Here is a 22,725-nt window from a genome sequence, read left to right as displayed (position 1 = left end):
CTCCTCTCGCTTTAGCCTTTTATTGCCCCTTCGGCAATGCCCTGCATAATAAACTTTTGGAAGAATCCATAGATAACGATCACAGGAAGCGCAGTCAGCACCAGCGCCGCCAGAATCAGCGACCACTCCTTATTGTACTCTCCGAACAGAGTGTTGGTCGATAGAATCAGCGTATATTTGGTAGAGTCGGTGAGCATCAGCAGCGGCAGCAGGAAGTCATTCCAGATCCACAGGAAGTCCAGAATCGCAATGGTTACCGTAATCGGCAGCAAGAGCGGAAAGATGATGCGGAAGAAGGTCTGGAACTCGCCGCAGCCGTCAATCCGTGCCGCTTCCTCCAGCTCGCGGGGGATCGACTTCACAAAGCCGTGGTACAGGAAGATCGCCATGTTCACTCCAAGACCAATGTAGATCACAGCAAGGCCGTAGGTGCTGCCGCTGACATGCAGTGCTTTGGCCATCCGTGTAAGCGGAATCATAATCGAATGAAACGGTACCAGCATGGAAGCAATGAATAGCGAGAAGAGCGCCGCGCTAAGTCTGCCGGAGGTCCGGGACAGCTTGTAGCCGGCCAGGGCAGCGCAGAAAATGATGCCTCCAATACCGATGACCGAGACAATAACCGAGTTCAGGGTGCTGCTCAGCAGGTTGATTTTGCTAAAAGCCTGGCTGTAGTTCTCAAAGTGCAGCTTGGTCGGCAGCGCCGTGAAGGAAGCGAACATCTCGCCTTGGGTTTTCACGGAATTGATAATCGCCAGATAAATCGGGAAAAAGGACATGACAGCGCCGATACCGAGAAACAGCGTGATGAATAGGTTGGCTCCCTTTCTCAGTCTCATGCTTCCACCTCTTTTCTCTTCATGACACCGATCTGGATAAAGGTGAAGAGCAGGATAATTACGAACAGAATCACCGATTTGGCGCTGGCATACCCGTAACGGAAGTTGTTGGAGAACGCCTCTTCGTAGATATTCATCGTAATGACCTGTGTACTGCGTCCCGGACCGCCGCCGGTAAGCCCGTATACTACCTCAAATACCTTGAATGCCCCGTTCAGCGTAAGGAAAAAACAGATCGTAACCGCATGCGTAATCATCGGCATCGTCACCTTGCGGAACGTCTGGAACGGGCTGGCCCCGTCAATGACGGCAGCTTCCTTCAGGCTTTGCGGCACCCCCTGCAGGGCGGCCAAATATATAATCATCATATAGCCGACGCCATTCCACAGCGATACGATAATGATCGAATAGAAAGAAACGCTGGGATCTCCGATCCACAGCTGGTCCAGGAAGGACGCTGCCGTCTTCTCGGCAAGCTGTTGCAGCACTTGGGAGAACACGAAGGTCCACATAAAAGCGCTGATGATGGTGCTGATCATATTCGGCATGAAGAAGATCGTCCGGAAAAAACCTTTGGTTCTTGTTTTTGTCTCAATGAACACGGCAAGCACAAGTGCGAATACATTTTGCAATACGATCATGAACAGCACGTATTTCAGTGTAAAGAGCAAGGCGTGTACGAAATCCGGGTCCTCGCGCAGCGCTTCAATGAAATTGCCGAGGCCGATAAAAGAATAGTCGCGGTTCAGCCCGTTCCAGTCCGTGAAGCTGTAGTACATGCCGCCGATGGTCGGAATCAGCAGAAACAATGAATAAATGATAAATGCGGGTGCAACGAAAGCAAGCAGCGAAACAACACTTTTATAGCGCTTGACCGGCATAGTATCCGCCCCTCTCCCTCTGTGGTGTGCAAAGCAAACAGGATGGAGGAAGGAGGGCCAGCGCCCCCAGTTTCTTCCATCCCGGACTGTAAAGCTGTTGCTTATTTGTTTACCTTGTTGTAGGATTTCCAGGCTTTGTCGAGCGCCTTGAGCACATCATCCTGACTCATTTGTCCGGCATAATATGCCTGCAGTCCTTTGCCCACCTCATCCTTGACAGATTGCGGAATCGCCGGGTCCTGCACCGACTTGCCAGCTTTGACATAGGTGGTCGCTTCGGCGATCCAAGGATAACTCTCATAGGTGTGCACCGTGGACACCGGATTGAATTTCATTGCCTGGAATAAGCCGTTGGAGGCTTGATCATCCAGCACATAATTCAGGAAATCAAGCGCAACCTCCTTGTTCTTGCTGGTCGGCGATACCGCGAGCGAAGTCGAGGCGCTGAGGTTGATCAGGGTCGCATCCGCATTGTCGCTGATCGGCAGCGGAGCAACACCGAAATCCAGATCCGGGTTCGACTTCAGGATGGTTTCCGCATACCACGGTCCCATCAGCCACATGGCTCCCTTGCCAGCGGCAAATACCGCCGCACCGTCATCGCCGCCGACTTCGGTGGCCTTCGCCGTGCCGTTTTCGTTGATGAGATCAAACACATCAAAGATCGCGGATTTCATCTCGGTAAAGGAGCCCTCATCCTTGTTCATCTTGTTCACGAATTCAGGGTCCGCAGTTTTCATCATCCCCCCTACAGCCAGCGGAAGCACCAGCTGTGGAATCCATGATTCTTTATAAGAGAGCACGAACGGCGTCACGTTCTTCGCCTTCAGCTTCTCGGTGACGGCCTTCATCTCTGTCAGTGTTGTCGGCGGGGTCAGGCCATTCTCGGCAAATATGGTCTTGTTATAGAGGTAACCCCAGGACAGGGTTTCCAGCGGCAGCGCCACAACCTTGCCGTCCGTAGTGGTTACAGAGGGCTTCACGCTGTCCAGCAGCTTGCCGACAAAGGGCTGATCTGTCAGGTCTTCAAGGTATCCGGCCTTGTAATAGGATGGAATTTCGTTCACAGCGTGGATAGCGAATATATCCGGTGCATCATTGGAGGCCAGGCGCGTCTTCAGAATTTGCGAGGCATTGTCCGCCGTCGGCATTTCGAGCTGTACGGAAACATCGATATTTTTGTCCGCTTTCTCTTTCTTCACGAACTCGGCAATATAATTATCATATTGTTCCTTAAAGCGCGGCTGCGCGATGAACATCTTCAGGGTAACGCTTTTGGCTGTACCGCTGCCTGTATTTCCTTCTTCTGCAGCATTGCTGTTGTTTGTCCCGTTATTGCTGCCGCAGCCGGCCAGCAGTGTGGCGGTGAGGAATGTACAGAGTACACCTTTGGTCATCTTGTTCATGTTGTAAGACCTCCCAATGTCTATGTTTTGTTTACGCTTTCATTGTATCTTTATTATGAAAGCGGTTAATTGGACGGAATTACCCTTTCGGATTGGACATTTTTAAACCGGCTGCTTGCTTGCGCATTTCACCGGGGGCAACGCCGTAATGCTTCTTGAACACTCTGTAGAAATAGCCGACATCCTCATATCCGGCCAGCTCTGCCACCGTCTTGATCGGAATGCTCTCCTCAGCCAGCCATTCCTTCGCCTTCTCCATCCGCAGCTGCAGGATATAATCTGTAACATTGCAGCCATACTCCAGCTTGAACACCTTGCTTAGATATTCCTTGCTGACGAAAAAAGCTCTGGCCAGCCCTTCCAGCGTTACCGCTTCGGCAAAGTGGAGATTGATATACTGCCGGACCTCATCCAGATTCAGCTTATTCTTGAACTTGCGCTGTCCGATCAGCTGTTCCAGACTTGTCCCGTAGAGCTGTTTCAGATACGCGGCGGTGCTGCTCCCGGACGACAATACCTCACGGGGGATCTCCGCTTTCAGGACATCCTCCTCCAGTGCGTTGCTCCGCATGAGCTCCTTGAGCAGCAGCAGCATTTCACTTGCCGCCTGCCGCAGCATTCCCGTTCTGCCAGAGCCTCCCTGCACCAGTTCCTTCTCTATGCCTTCAAGAACAGCATTGACCCCTTCGGGATTCAGCTCATTGAAATGCACCCTCATCAGCTGCTTGTACGAAGACAGCGAGAAGGATACCTCAATATCGAGGGCGAACGGCTCCCGGGCACGGGAGCTCTCCTCCAGCTCCTTCCGGCATTTGCGCAGCACGTCATTCAGTTCCCCCGGATCAATCGGCTTCAGCAAATAATCCACCGCACCGTAGCGGATGGCATTCTGGGCATATTTGAAATCGTCGTAGCCGCTCACAACAATCACTTTAATCTCTGGATAACTCTCATGAAGCTGATTCATCAGCTTAACACCGTCCGCACCAGGCATTCGCATGTCGGTGATGACAATCTGCGGGGACAGCTCACCGGCCAGGCGCAGCGCCTCACTCCCGTCTTCTGCTTCTCCGGCAATCTCCATGCCCAGTTCATCCCACAAGCCAAACGTCCGCACAATGTCACGGTTCCAGCTTTCATCATCCACCAGCAGCACTTTAAGCATGGTTTGCACCGTCCCTTTCCAGTGGTATTGTTACAGTTACCTTTGTGCCTTGCCCCTGAATGCTATCTAGACCAATCCCATATTTCCCGCCAAAATGCATCTGAATCCGTGAAGCAACATTGCTTAGGCCAATCCGCTCCCCATGCGTCCATAAATCGCCGCTGCGCCGCTCCAGTCTTCCCCGCAGCTCCGCCAGCTTATCCGGCTGCAGCCCGATCCCGTTGTCGCAGATGGTAATGACCGTGTCCTCCCCTTCACAAGTTACCTTGACCTCCAGCACCCAAGGGCCCGACTGCTGTTCCAGCCCATGAAAAAAAGCATTCTCGACAATCGGCTGCAGGCTCAGCTTCGGAATCAGACTGTCGGTCGCCTGCTCATCCACTTCGATTGCATAGCTGAGCCGGGCCGCGAAACGCTGCTGCTGGATCTGCATATAATTGTTCAGATGGTTCAGCTCCGCCCGCAACGGGGCCAAGTCCTCCGGCTCGCGGATGATATAGCGGAACATGTCGCTGAGCGATCTCAGCACCCCGTAGCTTTCCGCCGGGCTGTTCTTGAACAGCATGCTGCCGATCATCTGCAAGGTGTTCTGCAGGAAATGCGGATTAATCTGCGCCTGCAGTGCTTTAAGCTCGGCACTCTTTTTCTCCAGGCCGATGACATATTCCGTCCGGATATGCTCGCGGATGCGGTACGACATCTGATACAGCTTCGTCTCCAGAAGACCAATTTCATCGACCCGGTTGCTGAGCCGCACTTCACGCTGCTTCATTAAGCCGAAGCCCTGGATGGACCGGGCCAGGCTGACGATTGGCGTCGCCAGCCTCCAGGCCAGAATGACGGCGAGCAATATCGCCACGACCACGGTAATGGCGCCTACTATCAATCCGAAGTTCATGGTCGCCAGCGCACTCTGGTTAATAAAGCTGTTCGGAATAACGGTGACTAGCTTGAGACCCACTGGATCAATCGTATTGTAGAACACATAGGCCTGGTCACCGCGGAAATAACTCTGTGCCTCACCGGTACCAGCAACCCGGTCCAGAATGGCTTCCGAAGGAGTCACTCCCCAGGGCTGGTACAGCACCTTGCCGTCGCTACTAGCGATAAATACCGTATGATCGTTGCCCCGGCCTAATAGATTCAGCGTCTGATCCAGTACACCCCAGCGGATTTCCAGGGAGATGCCTCCGAGCTTCTCCTGATTCTCAAACCGGTTAATGCTGCGGATCAGCTGGAATTTCCCGTTGTCGTTGCCGCCAACGGCTATTGTGAAATCCTTGTTTTGCTCAAAAAGCAGCTTATACGGAGCAGGAATTCCGGCTGTTGAGGCAATGTCACTCTGCGAGGCGTTGATAGTAAACAGCTTGTTATATTCTTTCAGATACAATTCCACCCCCACCACATGATTGCCCGCAGAGTAGAACAGATTCGTCAGCGTATCAATAATGTTCCGCTGTGCGGCAAATTGGCTGGACAGGCTGGACTCCTCTACATTCGCGAGGTATTCGCTCAGGTGGGGGCTGATCAGCACGGTATAGATCAGATTATTAAGCTGGGCGAACTGGTCCCCCAGATAGACACCGGTCCATTTCATATTGGAAAGATTCGTGCTGATGACCTCGGCCTCCATTGACCGGCGGCTGTTCTCGGCTGCCAGTGCTGTAATCGTCACAATTGGCACAACAGCGAGGATAATCATAGTCAGAATAAGCTTATTGCGGATACTGCGGCGGAAAGGCTCAGTAAGTTTCATAATCCAACCGGCAACCCTCATTGCTGCACCAACCTCCAAGTTTCACTTGCCATAGTTTGCCCAAGTCAGAATGGAATTTTCTTGGGTTTAACAATTCATGTTAAGTGTGGAATGCTTTAAATTATTTTATCTTAACAAAAAACTAACGCCCCGCGAAGAATGGACGTTAGTTTAAGGAGAATGCCTTGTTAACTAAGGACAAACGTATGGAAGGATTCCGGTTCAAGCTCCAGGGAGTACGACGAGGAACCACTATGCAAGTGAAGCATCCGCCGTTCCTTGAATGGATTGGCCAGAACGAGCGTGATCCCGCCCAGCGGTGTCCGGAAAGCAACGGCATGGCCGCTCCACGGACCTTTAAGCCCTACTCTTACGGAACCTGGGACGGCAAAGCGGGAGAAATGCTTCATCACGTAATACTCCGGATTCACGGTCGCTTGTCTTTGGCCGGGGTCAATGGTCAGCAGGGAATTCTGCTCCCAGCCCCAAGTGCTCCTTCCCTTGGGCTCAAGCACCATGTTCCAATAGATATAAGCGTTCACACCATTCATGAAGTAATGCTGATACAGGTTAAATACATATCTCGCATAAAACCACGTATTTTTGCCATCGCCGCATTCATTTTCGGTCTGCATATACCGCAGCTCCGGGTAGCTCTGCACGGTGCGTTGGATGGCATATTTGCCGGCCCATTGATAGCCTACTCCCTTAATATATTTATAGGCTTCGGGATCCCCGAGCACCACCCCGGCGAAGGCATCATGATCGCTTGATTTAGCTTTAAGCCATTCATCCCATGGCTCCGGGGCATTGATCGTCCCCAGCCAAATTTCCGTCTCCAGCCCATGCTTCTCGAATGCCGGGCCAAGGTAGTCGCGGATGAAGATCCTCAGCTGCTCCCCGGTCCAGACGCAGGAAGGAAACTTCTGGTCGGCAACCACCTCATTCTGCACATGCACCTGATGAATCGTTATACCTTCTGCACGGTAGGCTTCCACGAACTTCACGAAGTAAAGGGCGTATGCTTCAAGAACTTGCGGTTCCCAGCGTAGTGTTCCATAGTTATACGCTTTGGGGAACTTCATCCATGTCGGCGGACTCCAGGGGGACGCGAACAGCTTAAGGTCCGGGTTCAGCTGCAGGGCTTCCTTGATGTAGGGAATCAGCATCTGCCGGTCACGCTCAATGGAGAAATGCTCCATGGCGTAGTCCCCGTCATTCTCGTTCAGGCTGTACCATTCCAGCGCATAATCGCTGGCTCCAATCGGCAGGCGGCAGATGCTGAACCGCTGCTCCCCTTCGGGATGGAACAGCTCATGCATCAGCCCCGCCCGTTCTTCCTCCGGCAGGTGGCCCAACGCCACAAAGCCCAATTCGTTAAAGCAGCCGCCGAAGCCTTCCAGCGTCTGGAACGTCTCTGCGGTAACGGTCAGATTAGCGGCCGTCCCGGCTTGTTCTGGACCAGGGATGTTTTGGGCTATCCAAGGTGCTTTTTCCGTGCTGGCAAACCATTTCTGAATTGTATCAGCCATATTATAAGTTCCTCCATAGGTGTAGTTTGAAGCTGTATTTGATTTTAATGTTTGCGCTTTCATTATATCCCGGGTCATTCATAATGGAATTGGATAATCCGGCAATCACGGATTGGATTATTTTAACCTGTCAAAAGGCAGCGGCCTCATAACGGGACGCTGCCTTTCCTAATTCCTAACAGTTATGCCCTCCTGCCAGTGATTCGGCAGACGGCGATTATTGCTCTGCAACCAGCGCGTTCAATTCCCGCAAATCTTCGGCCAAATCGGCCTCAGTATATTTCCCTTGGCCAAAGCCGATCATCGCACGCAGCGGCATATATTTCATCATGGCAAGGAACATTTCCGGATTATCATCCATTGCATCTTCCAGGCCAAAGATACTGCTGTAATTCTTTGCTTTTTCCGCAGTCAACGGATTTGCCAGCAAATCGCCTACCGTGGTGTTGCGGTGGAAATTTACCGCAATCTTCGTTGTCGAAGTTACCGTAAGTGGAGCGGATAGCCGGATATCCCGCGATGAAGAGCCTACGGCAATGTTGAACGTTCCGCTTTCCACATGCCAGTCCGCCAGCTTCACGTTGTAGTAAGCAAAAGCACGCTTATTCAGGGTAAAGGAGACTTCACGCTGTTCCCCCGGCCGCAGCTCCAGCTTCTGGAAGCCTTTAAGCTCCTGCAGCGGCCGGATGACACTGCTCTCTTCGTCACTGACGTAGAGCTGAACCACCTCTTTGCCTGTCCGGCTGCCGGTATTTTTGACATTCACTGTCACCTGAACAGCATCTGTATCCCTGATACTGCTCTTGTCCAGTTTCAGACCGCTGTACTCGAATTGCGTATAGCTGAGTCCAAAGCCGAACGGGAACAGCGGCTCGATTTCTTTTTTATCATAATAGCGGTAGCCGACGAACAGGCCTTCCTTATATTCCACCATATCGCCTTCGCCGGGGAAATTGAGGAAGGAGGGATTGTCACTCAGCTTCTGCGGGAAGGTCTCGGCCAGTTTGCCGCTTGGGCTTACTTCACCAAAGAGCAGATCGGCAATCGCGCCGCCAAAAGCCTGACCGCCCAGATAACCTTCCAGAACGGCCTTCGTATGATTCAGCCAAGGCATCTCAATCGGGGAGCCGTTGCTCAGCACCACGATAATTTGGTCTTGAACTTCAGCCACCGCCTTGATCAGCGCCTTATGACTCTCAGGCAGCGACAGATGGCTGCGGTCATACCCCTCCGATTCATAGCTGTCAGGCAGTCCAAGGAACAACACCGCAGCATCTGCGCCTTGTGCTGTTTCCTGTGCTTCCTTGAGCAGCGCACTGTTGATTTCATCGCTGTTCAAGTCATAGCCCTGTGCATACAGGAAGCTTGCGGAATCGCCCGCCACCGCCTGCATTTCGGCAAAAGCATCATCCAGCTTCGTTGGATTGACATGCGAGCTGCCTCCGCCCTGGTAACGCGGCTTTTTGGCGAATTCACCGATAATGGCAAGCGTTCCGCTCTTGGCAAGCGGCAGAATATTGTCTTCGTTTCTCAGCAGCACCATACTTTCCCGGGCCACCTTCCGCGCCAGCGCATGATGCTGCTCCAGATCGAACGTTGCATTCTCCTTGCGGTTCTCCACTCTTTTGAAAATAAAGGACAGCAGCCGCTCCACATTTTTATCCAGCGTTTCCATGGACAGCTCACCGCTGTTCACTGCGGCCACGATTTTGGCATCACCAATGCCTCCGCTTGACGGCATCTCCAGCTCAAGCCCGGCCTGCAGCGCCTTCACCCGTTCATTGACCGCTCCCCAATCGGACACGACGAAGCCCTCAAAGCCCCATTCCTCTCTAAGCACCTTCGTCAGCAGTGTTTCACTTTCGGAAGCGTATTCACCATTCAGCTGATTATAAGAGCACATTACACTCCAGGGCTGGCTTTGTGTCACTGCGCCTTCGAAGCTGGCCAGATAAATTTCCCGAAGCGTCCGCTCATCAATGATAGCATTCGTAGACATTCTGCGGTGTTCCTGGTTGTTGGCGGCAAAATGCTTCAGCGAGGTGCCCACGCCCTGGCTTTGCACCCCCTGGATGTGGCTGGCGCCCATTTCCGAGGATAGATAAGGATCTTCCGAGAAGTATTCGAAGTTCCGCCCGTTCAGCGGGGAACGTTTAATATTGGTTCCCGGTCCAAGCAGGACCGCTACATCCTCCGCCTGGCATTCCTCGCCGAGCGCCTTGCCGACCTCATGAATCAGCTCACGGTCCCAGGAAGATGCAAGCCCGGCTGCGGATGGAAAACAGGTTGCCGGTACACTATTATGGAGTCCGAGATGGTCGGCGCTCCCTTGTTGCTTCCGCAGTCCATGGGGACCGTCGGTTAGCATCAAAGAGGGAATGCCCAGCCGCCCGATGCCTTTCGTGTGCCAAAAATCCAGCCCGGAGCAAAGTCCGGCCTTTTCTTCCAGTGTCATTTGCGAAATGAGGTTTGAAATGTGAGTTGTCATCATATGCCTCCTCGAAATAGGTTTTTCTACTCTCATTCTAATATACTTCAACCTGCATTTATGGTATTACTATTGTATTATTGGTATTTTCATTGGATCAGGAGGTGGATGGATGAAGATGTTAGACTACATGGAGGAAACAGAGGGATTGCAATACATCTGCAAATTAATCTACGAAGCTTACCGGATTCCGGTCTGCTGGCTGGACACTGCAGGCAACCTTCAACTGGCGCTCCCTCCTTCTATGGAAGAGCGGCCGGCTGCGCCCACCCACGCCGGGATGCTGGCCGAAATTGCGGAGTTCGTCTCTGGACTTGAAAACAACCATCCCCGAAACACCGGAGGGACTTCCTTTTTGCCGTATCTGCACACTACCGGTTTTCTGGAAAATTTCATTATGCTCAAGCTGCCTGCAGAGCTTGGGACTGGCGGAACGATAATACTCGGCCCTTCACTGGCCGCTTCAATGACCGAGACTACTGTAGCCAGCCTGATAAATGACCACAACCTCCCGCTTGGCCATGTGGAAAAGTGGCTTCAGTATTACTGCGGCCTGCCGGTGCTGAGCCGGACGAGATGGTACCATGCCGCCCTGCTGCTGTACTCACTGGTTAACGGACAAGCCCTTTCGGTCACGGAGCTGCTGCTTGCCTCCACTCATCATGAGCCTGTGCAGCATACGGAAAGCCGTTCGGATCTCGATCACTCCTACCGGCGCGAGAACACCTGGCTGCATCATGAGCCGATGCTCGAACGGGAGATGTTCCGCCATATCGTAATCGGAGACAAAGCAGGACTCCTGCGGTCCCAAGCCTCCTTCTCCGAGGAAAGCTTCGGGCGGCTCTCCAAGAAAAGCCAGCTGCGCAGCAAAAAGAATCTGGCCATCTCCTCCATCACACTGGCAACCCGGGCCGCGATCGACGGGGGCCTGTTCTGGGAAATCGCCTATACGCTGAGCGACTTCCACATTCAGCATATCGAAGAACTGAAGGATATTCCCGCCGTTGACAAAGCCCAGCTCGCGGCTTTGTGCGATTTTGCCGATCATGCGCGCGACAATCGCCGATCAAAGCTGTCCCGCACTTCTGCACTATGCCAGAACTATATTTTCAACCACATGTACGAGGAGCTTACTCTGAACAAATTGGCTGAGGTGGCCGGGCTGAATGCCAGCTATCTCTCTCAGCTGTTCAAGAAGGAGAATGGAATTTCTGTCAGCGATTATATCCAGCGGGAGCGGATTGAGGAGGCCAAGCGGCTGATCGAACTGCCCGGGGTCACGTTGTCGGATATCGCCACCCGGCTTCATTTCAACGACCAGAGCTATTTCACGAAAGTCTTTAAGAAATATACCGGAGTAACACCCAGGCAGTTCCGGCATGACCGCTGAATTATCTACTAGATGCGTCATTCTCCTGTGCAATTAAGGTGCAGAGCTGCAATAATATGGTACAATCTTGGTAAGAAACCTTGAAGGAGCGATTACTTTGGGCATCGGCATTGTTTTTATTGGTGTGTTAGTGTATATCGTCGTCCAGGCGGTTATCCGTGATAACGGCAGGAAACACGGCGGCAGCAACCGGCTGCGGAACCGAAACAACTCGGCTGACAATTATTTCTTCCCCGGCGCGGATCCAAATCTCTTTACGGGCGATAACGACAACAACAATCACACCCGCAATCACCATGACGGAAACAGCGGGAACGGCGGTAATCACGGTCAAAGTCATGGCGGCAGCAGCTGGGACAGTCATCATGGCGGGCATGGCGGCTGGGATGGCGGCGGCCATAGCAGCGGTGGCGATTCCGGCGGTGGGGGCGGCGATTCCGGCGGCGGTGGTGGTGGGGGCGATTAAGCTTGCCTCCAACTTATATAGTGCAATTTGAACTCACAGGCATTTTTAGCCCTGTGGGTTCTTTTTAATACAGCCAATTTATTTCTCCTGCAGCTACGCCAATTTCTTGATCGAGGAAAATTGGCTTTTTTTGTGCGAACTCAACACTTGTTGCAATTTTATCAATAGGAGAAAAACAAAGATTATGTCGATATGCTTAAAGAGTGGCGATAAATTCCTTATCAATCAATGAAAAAGCGCCGCCAAACGGCATCTCTAGTAGAGGTACTTTATTAGATTGGCATTCCAAAGCAATTAAAACGTGCTATGAATGTTCGTAAAAAGTATGCCTTATGTAGATTCGCGGTTCAATCGCTTCGACGAGACCTGAGCCCAACCTGGATCAAGTTCAAATGCATCCCATTTGCGGTTTAAGTTCTCTGCAGCCTTTGGAACAACACCGCTTCCAGCGAATAAATCCACGAGCACCTTCTATACAACTATCCAAATATAACATTTTAAGCCCCCCTTTGGTGCATTTGGTTCCAAATGTATGTACGGATCAGGGGGGGACAAATGTTCCCGTAATATCTTTTTTATAAAAAAACTTACTAGCGAATTCTCATGTGACAAATGTCCTATTTATATCAAAAATAGTTGAAAATTAGAATATTATATGCCATTGTGTTTCCATAACAAAGAAATTAATAAAAACATTGGTGGTATGACATAAAAAGAACAAAATATTTTCTTTCACTACTTTTGACACTGGTACTTGCTATTCATTTGATAGGGTTTTAGCTTTGGGATTGACACTTACACCAGCAGGAATTGCTGCTTTTGGACCGCAAGTCACAGTCTCAGCAACGAATGGTACTGTTACTACAGCGTCTGGGCTCACACATTTTTTAAATGGAGCAAATATTTACGCCCCTCAATGTCCTCTAACTATTTATTTCACGGGAGTATATCGACTTACCGTACCAATTTTAGGGGAAATTCATACCTAGAATCAGGTGATATTGTAGGTGTTAATTTTAAGATTGATAGCTCACGCGCGGGAGGGATAGTGTTAGTTTCATGCTTGGTCCATAAGATATAACCAAATATAAATTTTAGCCTTTTTCATTGAGTAAGGGAGGTATTGCCGTGGTCGAGGGACAAAACACAGATGAATACTCTTCTCACTTCATCAAAGATGAAAATCAAAGAACACACAAAAAAGATATACGCTGGTTCAGAGAAATGATGAATTTTGATACTTTACGTGAAGCAGAAGAATGGGTTTATAATGGCGATGCTTTTAATAAAATAGGGACTGAATTTGAAGGCTATACTACTGGCGATCCTAAATTAGCATATGCATTACTTTATAACCTAGTAAGAGAAAACACACTAAACCAACGCTTTCACAATATATATGCTGATAAAGAGTATAGAGATGGACAAACCTTATACATGGTTTGGGTAAGTTGATTTTTAACAATTTTTTCGCAAAGGAGGCTATATTATACTTTCATTGAGTAGCTTCTTCATCCCCCCTTCTCATGGCTTCCGTTGCAGTAAACTCACCAGATTTCCACGCCTCATATACTTCAATGAATGTGTTATCAATTTCATGTTTGGGTCGACCAAAGGTAACCCCTTCAGTCCGAGCCACCTCAATGCCTTCAGCCTGCCTTGAATGATTCTTCTTCCGTTCCTGCTCAGCTACATATGCCAGCAGGCTTAGAAATTGATCCTCCATCACTTTTCCAAAGTCCCCCATCGTCTTAAACTTCCGGGAATCGAACAATGTTTCGTTACCCAGACATACAATGTCCGCACAAATCTCGCGTGTGATATGCTTCCACTCCGCAATGATACCGTCATAGTCCCGGCCTAACCGATTTCGCTCTTATTGGAGATAACTCATACAATTCAAGAAGTAGATGTATAATTAATTGAGTATAGCTAGTCAGACGATTGGATGTTATTTCAAATGTAAAAATTGGAGGTGTGGTTAATGAAACTATTTCGTTCTTTAATGAAATCATTTCGATTTTGGTTAGTTTTAATTTCATTTGTTGCTATTGCTGTAAATGTTTCAGGAAATGACGACTATAACATACTGTTGGCCATAACTAGTCCGTTGGTCTGGATATACGAATCATCTCATTTTGTACGAAAAGCAGACATTCCAATAACGGGAGTTTATCTCACCACATTAGCTTTCTGGTATCTTGTTGGTTTCATTTTAGATCGACTGTTAAAAAAATTAAGGAACAACAAATCCTAAATAAGATTTATTTCCAAAACCCGTTCAAACAATGTAACGATTTTAGATTTTATCATTTTTTTACCATTAAAAATAATCTTCCGACATGTGAAGGGGCTTGAATTTAGCCGTTACCTTCAGCTCGTTATAAAAACCAAGCCAGCTAACTATGGCACCAGGCTTGCGCATCGATCTGCAGCCTGCTACAGCCATGCGCTGAAGAAAGCCAGGCTACAGGGCGTCCGCCTGAGCCAACTTACTTGGTCAAGTGTTCCGGGGAGCGCATCCTGACTTGCTACCGCCCATGTTGGCGCACTTCTGGATGCCGGCCAGCAGCGGTACCCGGCCGGCGCATCGTTCTGCAGCGACTTCGTTGAAAAACTAAAAAAAGCCCGAGAAAGATTTCTCGCGTTTTTTTTTAATATACTTGTGTTACTTCTAATTGTTTTTTTAGAATTTCTCGTCATAATCCCGTATGAATGAATTTCACCGCTACCCATGGACACTTTGGTTCTTAGCAGGGGGAAATTCGATTCCAAGGATTATAAACAGATGTTTCGATAAAACTGTGTGTGAAGAATTGTAGACGCATACTGCTCACTAGCGAATTCCATAGAAGCTCGTTTTGAGGGTTCCAATATAAAAACCAACAGCTGTCTTAAACTCAAAATAAAGTCCTAGACTACTGTTGGTTTTTATTGAGCTATCGTTTGCTGTTAGCTTAGAATCCTCCATCTACTTGTTTATTTCATTTTTCTTCTGTAGAAGATTCTTGACCAAAAGAAAATTACATTTCCTATCAGCAATATAGTAAACTCCCAGCCCGTTTCACCTTTTGAAAACATGTTGATTAATGACCAAACCAACAACGCTAAAGTGAAAAATATGTAAGTGTTTCTAGCAGATTTATCATTTTGAAATTGTTCCATTTCATCAGCTCTCTGCAGTTTCATTTTAAGTCCTCCTCGTAGGAAAATAATTGGTCAATTGTAGTATCGAGTTGAATTGATAATTTAAATACTAAGGTTAAGGTAGGGTCATATTTTTTCATTTTCTATAGCATTAATTGTTTGTCTTGTGACGCCACATCTAGTAGAAAGATCTCCTTGAAAAAGCTTCATATTTTTTCTAATATCCTTAATCTTATTCTTCAATAAGTTATCACCTTTTCTATAATGTAAAATACTATTTACATTTTCAATGATAAAACACCTGAGCATTTATGTCATATTGTTTTTACATTTTGATTATGAGGTTATTGTACTAACTTGCCATTTAGATGATGCACAGTACGAAGATACATACCCTAAGGGCAAGGCCCTTATAAGGAGGCGACCAGAGCTTGGCAACCATCCACCTCAAACGGCGAATAGAGCGTTTTTACGATGATTCTGAAGGTGAGACAGTGTTTGCTTTATACGAAGGTAGACGGATATGTTTACTACCAGTCAGTAGGATTTGATGCTGACAGGCAGCTTGTGCTATCCCGGCTATTTTATAGGATGTTTACTCGGTCTGACTTACAGGCTGAGAAGTAAAAAGTAGTAGACGCAAACGGCGCAGTAAGGGAGGGATTGTACGGTGATAAAACTCAGCCTATTCTCCGGTATAGGCGTTATTGACTTAGGAGCTCATTGGGCTGGGATGGAGACAGTAGCACTTTGCGAACGAAACCATTTTCGCTAAATAGAAAGGTGCTTAAAAAAACATTGGCCCTTAAAATTTTAATCGACGGCAGATCTTAACGACAAAATAAAGTCATAGACTGCCGCTGTGTTGCTGAATTAACGTTTCCTGTTAGTTTAATCGATCCTGATGTTTAACTTCATAGTCCAAGAGGTTCCAGATACCCCAAAATACTCAAATCCAAGTTTTTCATATAACCGAACTGCCGCTTGATTCTCTGGATCAACGCTTAAAGAAAGTGATTTATAACCATCGGATATTGCTTGTTGAATGATGTCTTGCATGAGTCTCATTCCTAAACCCTGTTGTCTATAGTTAGCTAGTATAGCAATACCTAGTTCTGGGGTTTCACAATCAATAAACCCATATCCTTTATTCATCTCGCCAAATAATCTATACCATGCGGCACCTACAGGTATATTCTCAATTAGAGCTATTAAAGCCATATCACCTTTTCTTCCCCAATTCTCACTATACTTCACGATATGTGGAGAATTTAGAAGCTCATGTTTGGGTGGCTTCCCTTGTAAAATATTTATGGACTCATAATGCATATCCATAAGAAAATCATATTCCTTTTGTTCCAATGGTCTTACATGTATCATAGGATCACCTCTTTGCATCTTATTCTAATTCTAATCATGCATGTGGTCAAAGGAAAGATTAGAATTATTCCACTCTAATTGTGACCATGACACAAATCCAAGACAACTATCCAAACTCTCTACACTCCATATTTCTAAAAAACGAACCTTATCGATTTCGGCAATCTGCGGAATAAACAAGTAGCTCTTGGCAAAGGCATCATAGAGCGGTGACATGAGGTCTTTGAACGATTGAATCATATCATCGACTTTTTGAATCATGTCATCTACCCAATCGGGAATATACCAGTTCGTCTCCCGCTCCACTGGCGGGGAGGCTGTAGGTGTAGGCCCTGCGGAAGCCAGTGACCTCCAGATGAGGCGGCGACCTGACTGGATGCAGCCTGAACCTTTATATCTGGCACACTGACACTCGACCCCACAAACATAGAGAGTATGACTACCAGGATATAAATACACCTTCTCAACTTCCCAACCTCACATGGCGATGTAACCATAAAACTGTGGAAGCTAGCTGAAATCCGATCCGGTCATAATCAAGATAATGATAAGAGTGCCACACCAATGTTCCGCCAAAAGCGAATATCTACTAAACTTTTAGCCAGGCAAAATCTACGGTAGTCGAAAAAAGGCAGGTTTTATTTTAGTTTGAGTTGTTCCTCTGAATTTCAAATTATACAGTTTACAGGAATTCTAACGGGAATGATTATTCCGATGCCTCTTCCTTTGAATCCGTTGAGATTCCCCTTCCCTCTTCTATGTTAAACATTGGTGAGAAATAACTGAGGGACTCCTTCTTAGCTTTTAACGTCACATCAAATGATTTGCTGGTTCCATCACGAAGTATTACATCATACATTCCTGAAACTGCAATAATGTCACTAGAGTAGGAGTCGATCTTCAAATTCTTCAAATTCGCTTTTTTAGCTGGCAGCAACCCTTTTTTAAGAAGCTGTTCATACTCAAGATAGTAGGTGTGATTTTTAAGTTGAGACTTTAAACGTGTCCGTGCATCATCGTCAATGTACCAAGTGATAAAAGCATATTTATTGAAAAGATCATCAACGGATTTTGCAGTAAACAGCTTAGGCCAATCAGATTCCAATTTCCCAATCAGTACTTGGGTGTAGCTCTCTTGGATTTGGACTTTTTCTAAAATTTTAATTTTCCGCTCTAGAGTTGTTGCCGACTTGGATTGGGCATGGGTGACAGTCTGTGAAAAACAGAACATTACGGCTATCACTCCAAAACAGCCAAGGAACCAATATTTCCGGAATTTCATAAAACATTCTCCTTCTGGGGAACAACGAAGATGATTTTGAAATAAATCGACTTTGATAAATTATAATAAACCGTTAAGAATGGACATTGCTTTTGGATTATCTTTATACTTCTGTTTAGCATTCTCGATTTCAATATCATTTAGTTGCTTTTCTTTTTCATCGTTAATATCAAAGTGTAAATGAGGAGGCACACCTCCAGAGGTTCCTGAAGTAGCAATCAAAGAACCTTAGAAACATAGGTTACAATAGAATAATTTCTTGCACTCAAATGTAAGTATCGGGAGATGAGATTCAATCCGCTATCTCTACTCTCAGCATAAACTCCCGTGACCGTTGTATTGGGTGTCGGCCATTTGAAACCATACGAACCATAGTTAACGGCGGCAGATGCACGGATTGCTGGAATTACTAACATTGCTGCTGAAACTAAAGATAAAACAAACATAGATTCCCGACGCTTTTTCGCTCAATTATCTCCCATAAATGTAATTTGTAAACATATGAGCATACAACAAGAAAACTCACCTCGCAATACTTTTTACTAAATTTAACATTAAATAGATATTATTTTACAAAAAATACAATTAACATCTTGAGGATGTCTTCTAATTCTTAAAGTAATTACAGAAAACTAGTTTAAGACCTTGGAGTAAAAAAGGTCACACTATCTCCTCCACATCTGAAGATAATTGAATTTCTTTCAAAATGATTTTGTTATAATATTCGGTTCATAACATGCCATCTGAATCTCCATAATACCCCATATTCATTTCTAACGATAAGTCCTCAACTTTCGACGATATTTACAATTTATAGCATGCAACTTATTCTCTTGGTTTTAACCGCCAACTCGCAAAATTAAAGCCCCTGGCCATGAAGGCCAAGGGCTGAAAATCCTTGATATACAAGGGATATTAACGTTTCGAGAACTGTGAGCGCGACGTGCTGCTTTGAGGCCGTATTTCTTACGTCCAGAAACACGGGGCTTTTGCATACTCGATATGAAATTATACCTTATTACGCGTTAGTTAGCTGGAGCTACACGGAAAAATGGAAGCGGCTGAGCAGTGTCTCGCCTTTAAAGACCAGATATACATTCTTTCCGCCAGCTTCAATTTCAGCTTGAACAGACAATGTCTGCCACTGTTGCAGGCTTTCGCCCGCCGGAACCTCAAGGGTCGCCGCCAGTTGTCCTGCCGGGCCTTCTGTTCTGACCTCGATGCTGCCGCCGGTCACGGAGGATACGAGCGCGTGGAACGTTGCGGTGCCTTGACCGAACTCCACATCTTTGAAGGCGATCCATGCTCCTTCACCTGCCGGATGGACAGAAGCGCCGCCCGCCTTGCATTCATCCAGGTATACCGCTTCGTAGTCGTCGTAGTTCTCGGCTTTGACCGTCGCATAGAGATTGCGGGCCGGAATCGTTTCGCCATGCACTTTGATCTGGGCGGTCAATTGAATATCACTTGAAGAGCGGCCGATCATCACGGCATAATCGCCGTTTTCAACACAATATTGTTCACGCGTTACATCCCAGAAAGCCAGCTCGGCAACCGGCAACGTGAATTCCACCGTTTGCGGTTGTCCTGCGGCAAGCCGGATCTTTTGGAACCCCTTCAGCTGCTTCAGTGGACGTTTGACTCGGGAAGACAAGGACTGCACGTATAATTGAACGACCTCGTCGCCATCCACGGTACCGGTATTCTCAAGCTGAACGGACAGGCTGATCGTTCCGTCCTGCTCCAGTTCCCCGGCAGCCAGCGACAGGCTGTTATAAGATACCTGTGCGTAGCTCAGGCCATGGCCGAACGGATACAGCGGCTCACCGTCGAAGTACATGTACGTTCTTTTGCCTTTAATAATGTCGTAATCCATCAGCGGAGGAAGCTGATCCACCGACCGGTACCAGGTCATATTCAGCTTGCCGGACGGGCTGTAGTCGCCAAATAGAACATCGGCTACCGCGTTGCCTAGCTCTTGCCCGCTGTGGGAAGTGTAGAGGACCGCCGGGATATGCTCATCAATCCATGTGGAGGTGATCGGATAACTTCCGACAATAACCACCACTGTATTAGGGTTGGCTTCATACACAGCCTTAACCAGATTCTCCTGCTCTTCCGGCAGGACGATATCCGGTCTGTCGATCTCTTCCTTGCCGTTCAGGAGCGGATGATTGCCGACGAATACAACAGCAACTTCTGCGGCTTTCGCCGCTTCAACCGCAGCTTCTACACCGTTTACCACGATATTTTTACGGAATGTGTTGTCCAGCGCAACAGTATCCTGATCGGCTACACGGAGGGTTCCGTCTTCGGCATGGATTGAGATCGGCTTGTCATTCCAGGTCCGCAGGCTGACTGTACCTTCGGCTTCCGGTACAATATTCAGCGCTTCCTTCACATACCAGCCATAGATTTCATCAGCGGAAGCCGTCAATGTATCGGCGTCGCTAAGGGTGACATATTGTCCCCGGCTTGTAGCTTCAAGAGTGTTGCTCGTCCAGCCCCAGGCCGTATGGCGGAACAATTCTCCGCGCTCCTTAGTCTCATGTTGCACTGCCAGTCTGCCGTCCTCGCCGGTGATTCCTACGGCTTGGCCTGTTGCCGCCGAAGTCAGGATGATCCGGTCATCGCCGCTTTCGAACGATACCTGTTTGCCTGCAAGCTTCTTGGTCACTCCCTGCAGAGGTGTGACAGCATAAGGCTGGGTGCCGGAATACCAGTCTCTAAAAGCTTCGTCCCCGAGCGGACCGATGACCGCAACTTTGGACAACTCTTTCGGGTTCAGCGGAAGCGTACTGTTCTCATTCTTCAGCAGTACAATAGACTGCTTCGCAGCTTCCAGCGACAACTCGCCATGCTCCTTGCTGAGGATGACGGAATCGTCGATTGCCGCATACGGATTGCCTTCTTCAGGATCGAACTCACCCAGAAGGAAACGGACACGGAATGTGTTGAACAGCGCACGGTTCAGATCTTCCTCGGCAAGCAGCCCTTCAGCCAGTGCTTCATGAATAACCTTGATCGTCTCCGCCGTTTCTTCTGTCACGCTGTCTATCCCGTTTTTGATCGATTCAGCCATTGACTGGGCGAATGACTCATAATATTTATGATCCTTCACAATACCGAACAAATCCCCGGCATCGCTTACAATAAAGCCGTCCATTTCCCATTCGCCTTTGACAATATCCGTCACCGCAGGATGCAGGATGACCGGTACGCCATTAAGCGAGTTGTAGGCGGTCATCATGGACTTGGCGCCGCCTTCCTTGAAGGCAGGCTTAAAGGCTTCCAGATAATATTCACGCATATTTCTCGGATCAATGCTCGACGAGTCAACGCCGCGGTTAATCTCATTATTGTTGCCAAGAAAATGCTTCAGTGTTGCTACCGCTTTCAAATACTTGGGATGATCGCCTTGGATCCCCTGCACCAGTGAGGTACTGAGGCGTCCCGTTAATTCCGGATCTTCGCCGTATGCCTCTTCCGTGCGGCCCCAGCGCGGATCACGTTCCATATCCACCGTAGGTGCCCATAGTGTCAAGCCGTTAACCGTCGGATTCTTCTTGTAGAACGCTCTCGCCTCGTCACCGATGGCTGAGCCGATCTTTTTCAAGAGTTCCGGATTCCAGGTACAGGCCAATCCGCTGACCTGAGGAAAAGCAGTTGCCTTGCCCAGCCACGAAATTCCGTGAGCCCCTTCCGTACCATGTTTATAGGCTCCTACGCCCAAGCGCTCTACAGCGGCTTGATATTGCGGCATCAGGTTTACCTTTTCATCCAGAGTCAATCTGGAGATCAGATCTTGCACGCGTTCATTTACAGGTAAATCCGTATGCTGATATGGGTATGTAGCTGTTTCCATTAGTAGTTCACTCCTTCAATCTTTGTGATAACGGTTTCATCGTAGCTCATGGATAGCTGATTAAGGCGCTTCCACAGGACTCTCCTTCACCATCATAAAAGATTACCGTGAGCAGCAACACCTTAACAATTATAATAAAAATCAGTTCATAATTAGAGATTCTAATCATGAACTGAGAAAACGCCGGGCATCAGGGGAGATGCCTGACAGATTACCATCCGGGTGATAGATAACAAACCTGCTGTCCTGGTAGTTCAGCTCTGCCGAAGCCGGCCGGCTGCGGATTTCCTTGGGAGAAAGGCCGTACCTGGCTTTGAATACCTTGTGAAAATAGGAATACGTCCCGAAGCCGCAGCTCCCGGCAATATTCTCCAGACTTAAGTCGGTAAACCGGATCCGCTCCAGGGCGTTGGACAGACGGATTTCCTGTGTATACTGGATAATGGTATAACCCGTCAGCTCTTTAAAAAGATGTACGGCTCTGGATACACTCAGTCCGGCAAACCTGGCAACTTCCTCCACTCTTAGCGGATTCAGCGCATTTTTGTTAATATAGCGTCTCATCCGCAAAACCAGTTCATTCGAGCGTCCCTGCGGGTTATGCCCCGAGACAGCTTCACCCGACAAACGGTCAAAAGATAGGCATAAAGCACACAATAAATGCCGGATGAGCTCGGGGTTGCCTTGTGCAATACGGTGCTGCTCGATGCTGAGCTGCTGCCATAACGAGAGCATGCCTTCATCCAGATGAACTCTCTGCTGAGTCAGCCGGGGCTGGGATTCCCACCACTCTTCGATCCAAGAACCTTCACACAGTAAATAATAGTCGCCGCTTTCGATTTTTCCGTCAATCGTATCCACCGCTAAATGATAAGGCTCTCCAGGACGATAGATTAATAGGTCACCTGGCTGGACAAGACTCATTTTGCCGCCTACAAGCGCCCTGCAGCTGCCCACCACCTGCAGCCGGAACAGGAAAAACGGTGGCGGCGTAAAGGAAGATTTAAACGGAAGTGTATGAAAAGAATAGGCGCAGGCATGCAGCCTCAAGTCCATATCGTTCACCGCCTCAGCCAAATAGTAGAGCTTTTCAATCAGATTAAACATTCAATAATCGCAAGCCATTAT

General features: G+C 48.2%; 16 protein-coding genes and 2 pseudogenes. 3 read left to right on the top strand and 15 right to left on the bottom strand.

Annotated features, from left to right (window positions below):
• Window positions 1-11 precede the first annotated feature (11 nt).
• The 7 genes from NSS79_RS08005 to NSS79_RS07975 all read right to left on the bottom strand — a co-directional run bounded on the left by NSS79_RS08005 (window position 12) and on the right by NSS79_RS07975 (window position 10,067).
• The gene (locus NSS79_RS08005; RefSeq protein WP_342438942.1) at window positions 12-839 is read right to left on the bottom strand and encodes a carbohydrate ABC transporter permease; all 828 of its coding nucleotides are present in this window, start codon (window positions 837-839) and stop codon (window positions 12-14) included.
• Window positions 836-1,720, bottom strand: coding sequence for a sugar ABC transporter permease (locus tag NSS79_RS08000; RefSeq protein ID WP_342438941.1), 885 nt, complete (start codon window positions 1,718-1,720; stop codon window positions 836-838). Before NSS79_RS08000 ends, NSS79_RS08005 begins: the two co-directional genes overlap by 4 nt.
• A gap of 101 nt (window positions 1,721-1,821) precedes the next feature.
• Entirely contained in the window at window positions 1,822-3,126 is a 1,305-nt protein-coding gene (locus NSS79_RS07995; protein WP_342438940.1) for an extracellular solute-binding protein, read from the bottom strand.
• A gap of 79 nt (window positions 3,127-3,205) precedes the next feature.
• Complete coding sequence (locus tag NSS79_RS07990; RefSeq protein ID WP_342438939.1) at window positions 3,206-4,291, bottom strand: response regulator; 1,086 nt, start codon at window positions 4,289-4,291, stop codon at window positions 3,206-3,208.
• On the bottom strand, window positions 4,284-6,068 hold the full coding sequence (locus NSS79_RS07985; RefSeq protein ID WP_342438938.1) for a histidine kinase: 1,785 nt from the start codon (window positions 6,066-6,068) through the stop codon (window positions 4,284-4,286). Before NSS79_RS07985 ends, NSS79_RS07990 begins: the two co-directional genes overlap by 8 nt.
• Window positions 6,069-6,235: 167 nt before the next feature.
• On the bottom strand, window positions 6,236-7,579 hold the full coding sequence (locus NSS79_RS07980; protein WP_342438937.1) for a glycoside hydrolase family 30 protein: 1,344 nt from the start codon (window positions 7,577-7,579) through the stop codon (window positions 6,236-6,238).
• A gap of 217 nt (window positions 7,580-7,796) precedes the next feature.
• Window positions 7,797-10,067 carry a glycoside hydrolase family 3 C-terminal domain-containing protein gene (locus NSS79_RS07975; RefSeq protein WP_342440319.1) on the bottom strand — a complete coding sequence of 757 codons (2,271 nt, stop codon included), beginning with the start codon at window positions 10,065-10,067 and terminating at the stop codon, window positions 7,797-7,799.
• A gap of 112 nt (window positions 10,068-10,179) precedes the next feature.
• Between NSS79_RS07975 and NSS79_RS07970 the strand changes: the two genes are divergently transcribed.
• The 3 genes from NSS79_RS07970 (at window position 10,180) to NSS79_RS07960 (ending at window position 13,378) form a co-directional block, all read left to right on the top strand.
• Window positions 10,180-11,457, top strand: coding sequence for a helix-turn-helix transcriptional regulator (locus NSS79_RS07970; RefSeq protein ID WP_342438936.1), 1,278 nt, complete (start codon window positions 10,180-10,182; stop codon window positions 11,455-11,457).
• A 67-nt stretch (window positions 11,458-11,524) separates the two neighbouring features.
• Entirely contained in the window at window positions 11,525-11,923 is a 399-nt protein-coding gene (locus NSS79_RS07965; protein ID WP_342438934.1) for a hypothetical protein, read from the top strand.
• A 1,128-nt stretch (window positions 11,924-13,051) separates the two neighbouring features.
• Window positions 13,052-13,378: a hypothetical protein gene (locus NSS79_RS07960; protein ID WP_342438933.1), complete on the top strand. Its 327-nt coding sequence runs from the start codon at window positions 13,052-13,054 to the stop codon at window positions 13,376-13,378.
• Window positions 13,379-13,418: 40 nt separating this feature from the next.
• Here the strand turns inward: NSS79_RS07960 and NSS79_RS07955 are convergent.
• The 8 genes and pseudogenes from NSS79_RS07955 to NSS79_RS07920 all read right to left on the bottom strand — a co-directional run.
• A pseudogene (locus tag NSS79_RS07955) lies at window positions 13,419-13,793 on the bottom strand (recombinase family protein); the annotation flags it as partial.
• 1,109 nt (window positions 13,794-14,902) lie between these two features.
• Window positions 14,903-15,112, bottom strand: a complete 210-nt coding sequence (locus tag NSS79_RS07950; protein WP_342438932.1) for a hypothetical protein — start codon at window positions 15,110-15,112, stop codon at window positions 14,903-14,905.
• A pseudogene (locus NSS79_RS07945) lies at window positions 15,109-15,313 on the bottom strand (helix-turn-helix transcriptional regulator). Before NSS79_RS07945 ends, NSS79_RS07950 begins: the two are co-directional and overlap by 4 nt.
• 648 nt (window positions 15,314-15,961) lie before the next feature.
• Window positions 15,962-16,450, bottom strand: a complete 489-nt coding sequence (locus NSS79_RS07940; RefSeq protein WP_342438931.1) for a GNAT family N-acetyltransferase — start codon at window positions 16,448-16,450, stop codon at window positions 15,962-15,964.
• 30 nt (window positions 16,451-16,480) lie between these two features.
• Window positions 16,481-16,909 (bottom strand): hypothetical protein, encoded by a 429-nt coding sequence (locus NSS79_RS07935; RefSeq protein WP_342438930.1) that lies wholly within the window; start codon window positions 16,907-16,909, stop codon window positions 16,481-16,483.
• Window positions 16,910-17,156: 247 nt separating this feature from the next.
• Complete coding sequence (locus NSS79_RS07930) at window positions 17,157-17,732, bottom strand: hypothetical protein (protein WP_342438929.1); 576 nt, start codon at window positions 17,730-17,732, stop codon at window positions 17,157-17,159.
• Window positions 17,733-18,771: 1,039 nt separating this feature from the next.
• Window positions 18,772-21,597 carry a glycoside hydrolase family 3 C-terminal domain-containing protein gene (locus NSS79_RS07925; RefSeq protein ID WP_342438928.1) on the bottom strand — a complete coding sequence of 942 codons (2,826 nt, stop codon included), beginning with the start codon at window positions 21,595-21,597 and terminating at the stop codon, window positions 18,772-18,774.
• A 165-nt stretch (window positions 21,598-21,762) separates the two neighbouring features.
• A complete protein-coding gene (locus NSS79_RS07920; protein WP_342438927.1) occupies window positions 21,763-22,704 on the bottom strand; it encodes an AraC family transcriptional regulator in 942 nt (313 codons plus the stop codon).
• Window positions 22,705-22,725: the final 21 nt, after the last annotated feature.

Source organism: Paenibacillus sp. FSL L8-0436 (genome assembly GCF_038593025.1).
Classification (GTDB): Bacteria; Bacillota; Bacilli; order Paenibacillales; family Paenibacillaceae; genus Paenibacillus_AQ.
This window is presented reverse-complemented; position numbering and strand designations above follow the sequence as displayed.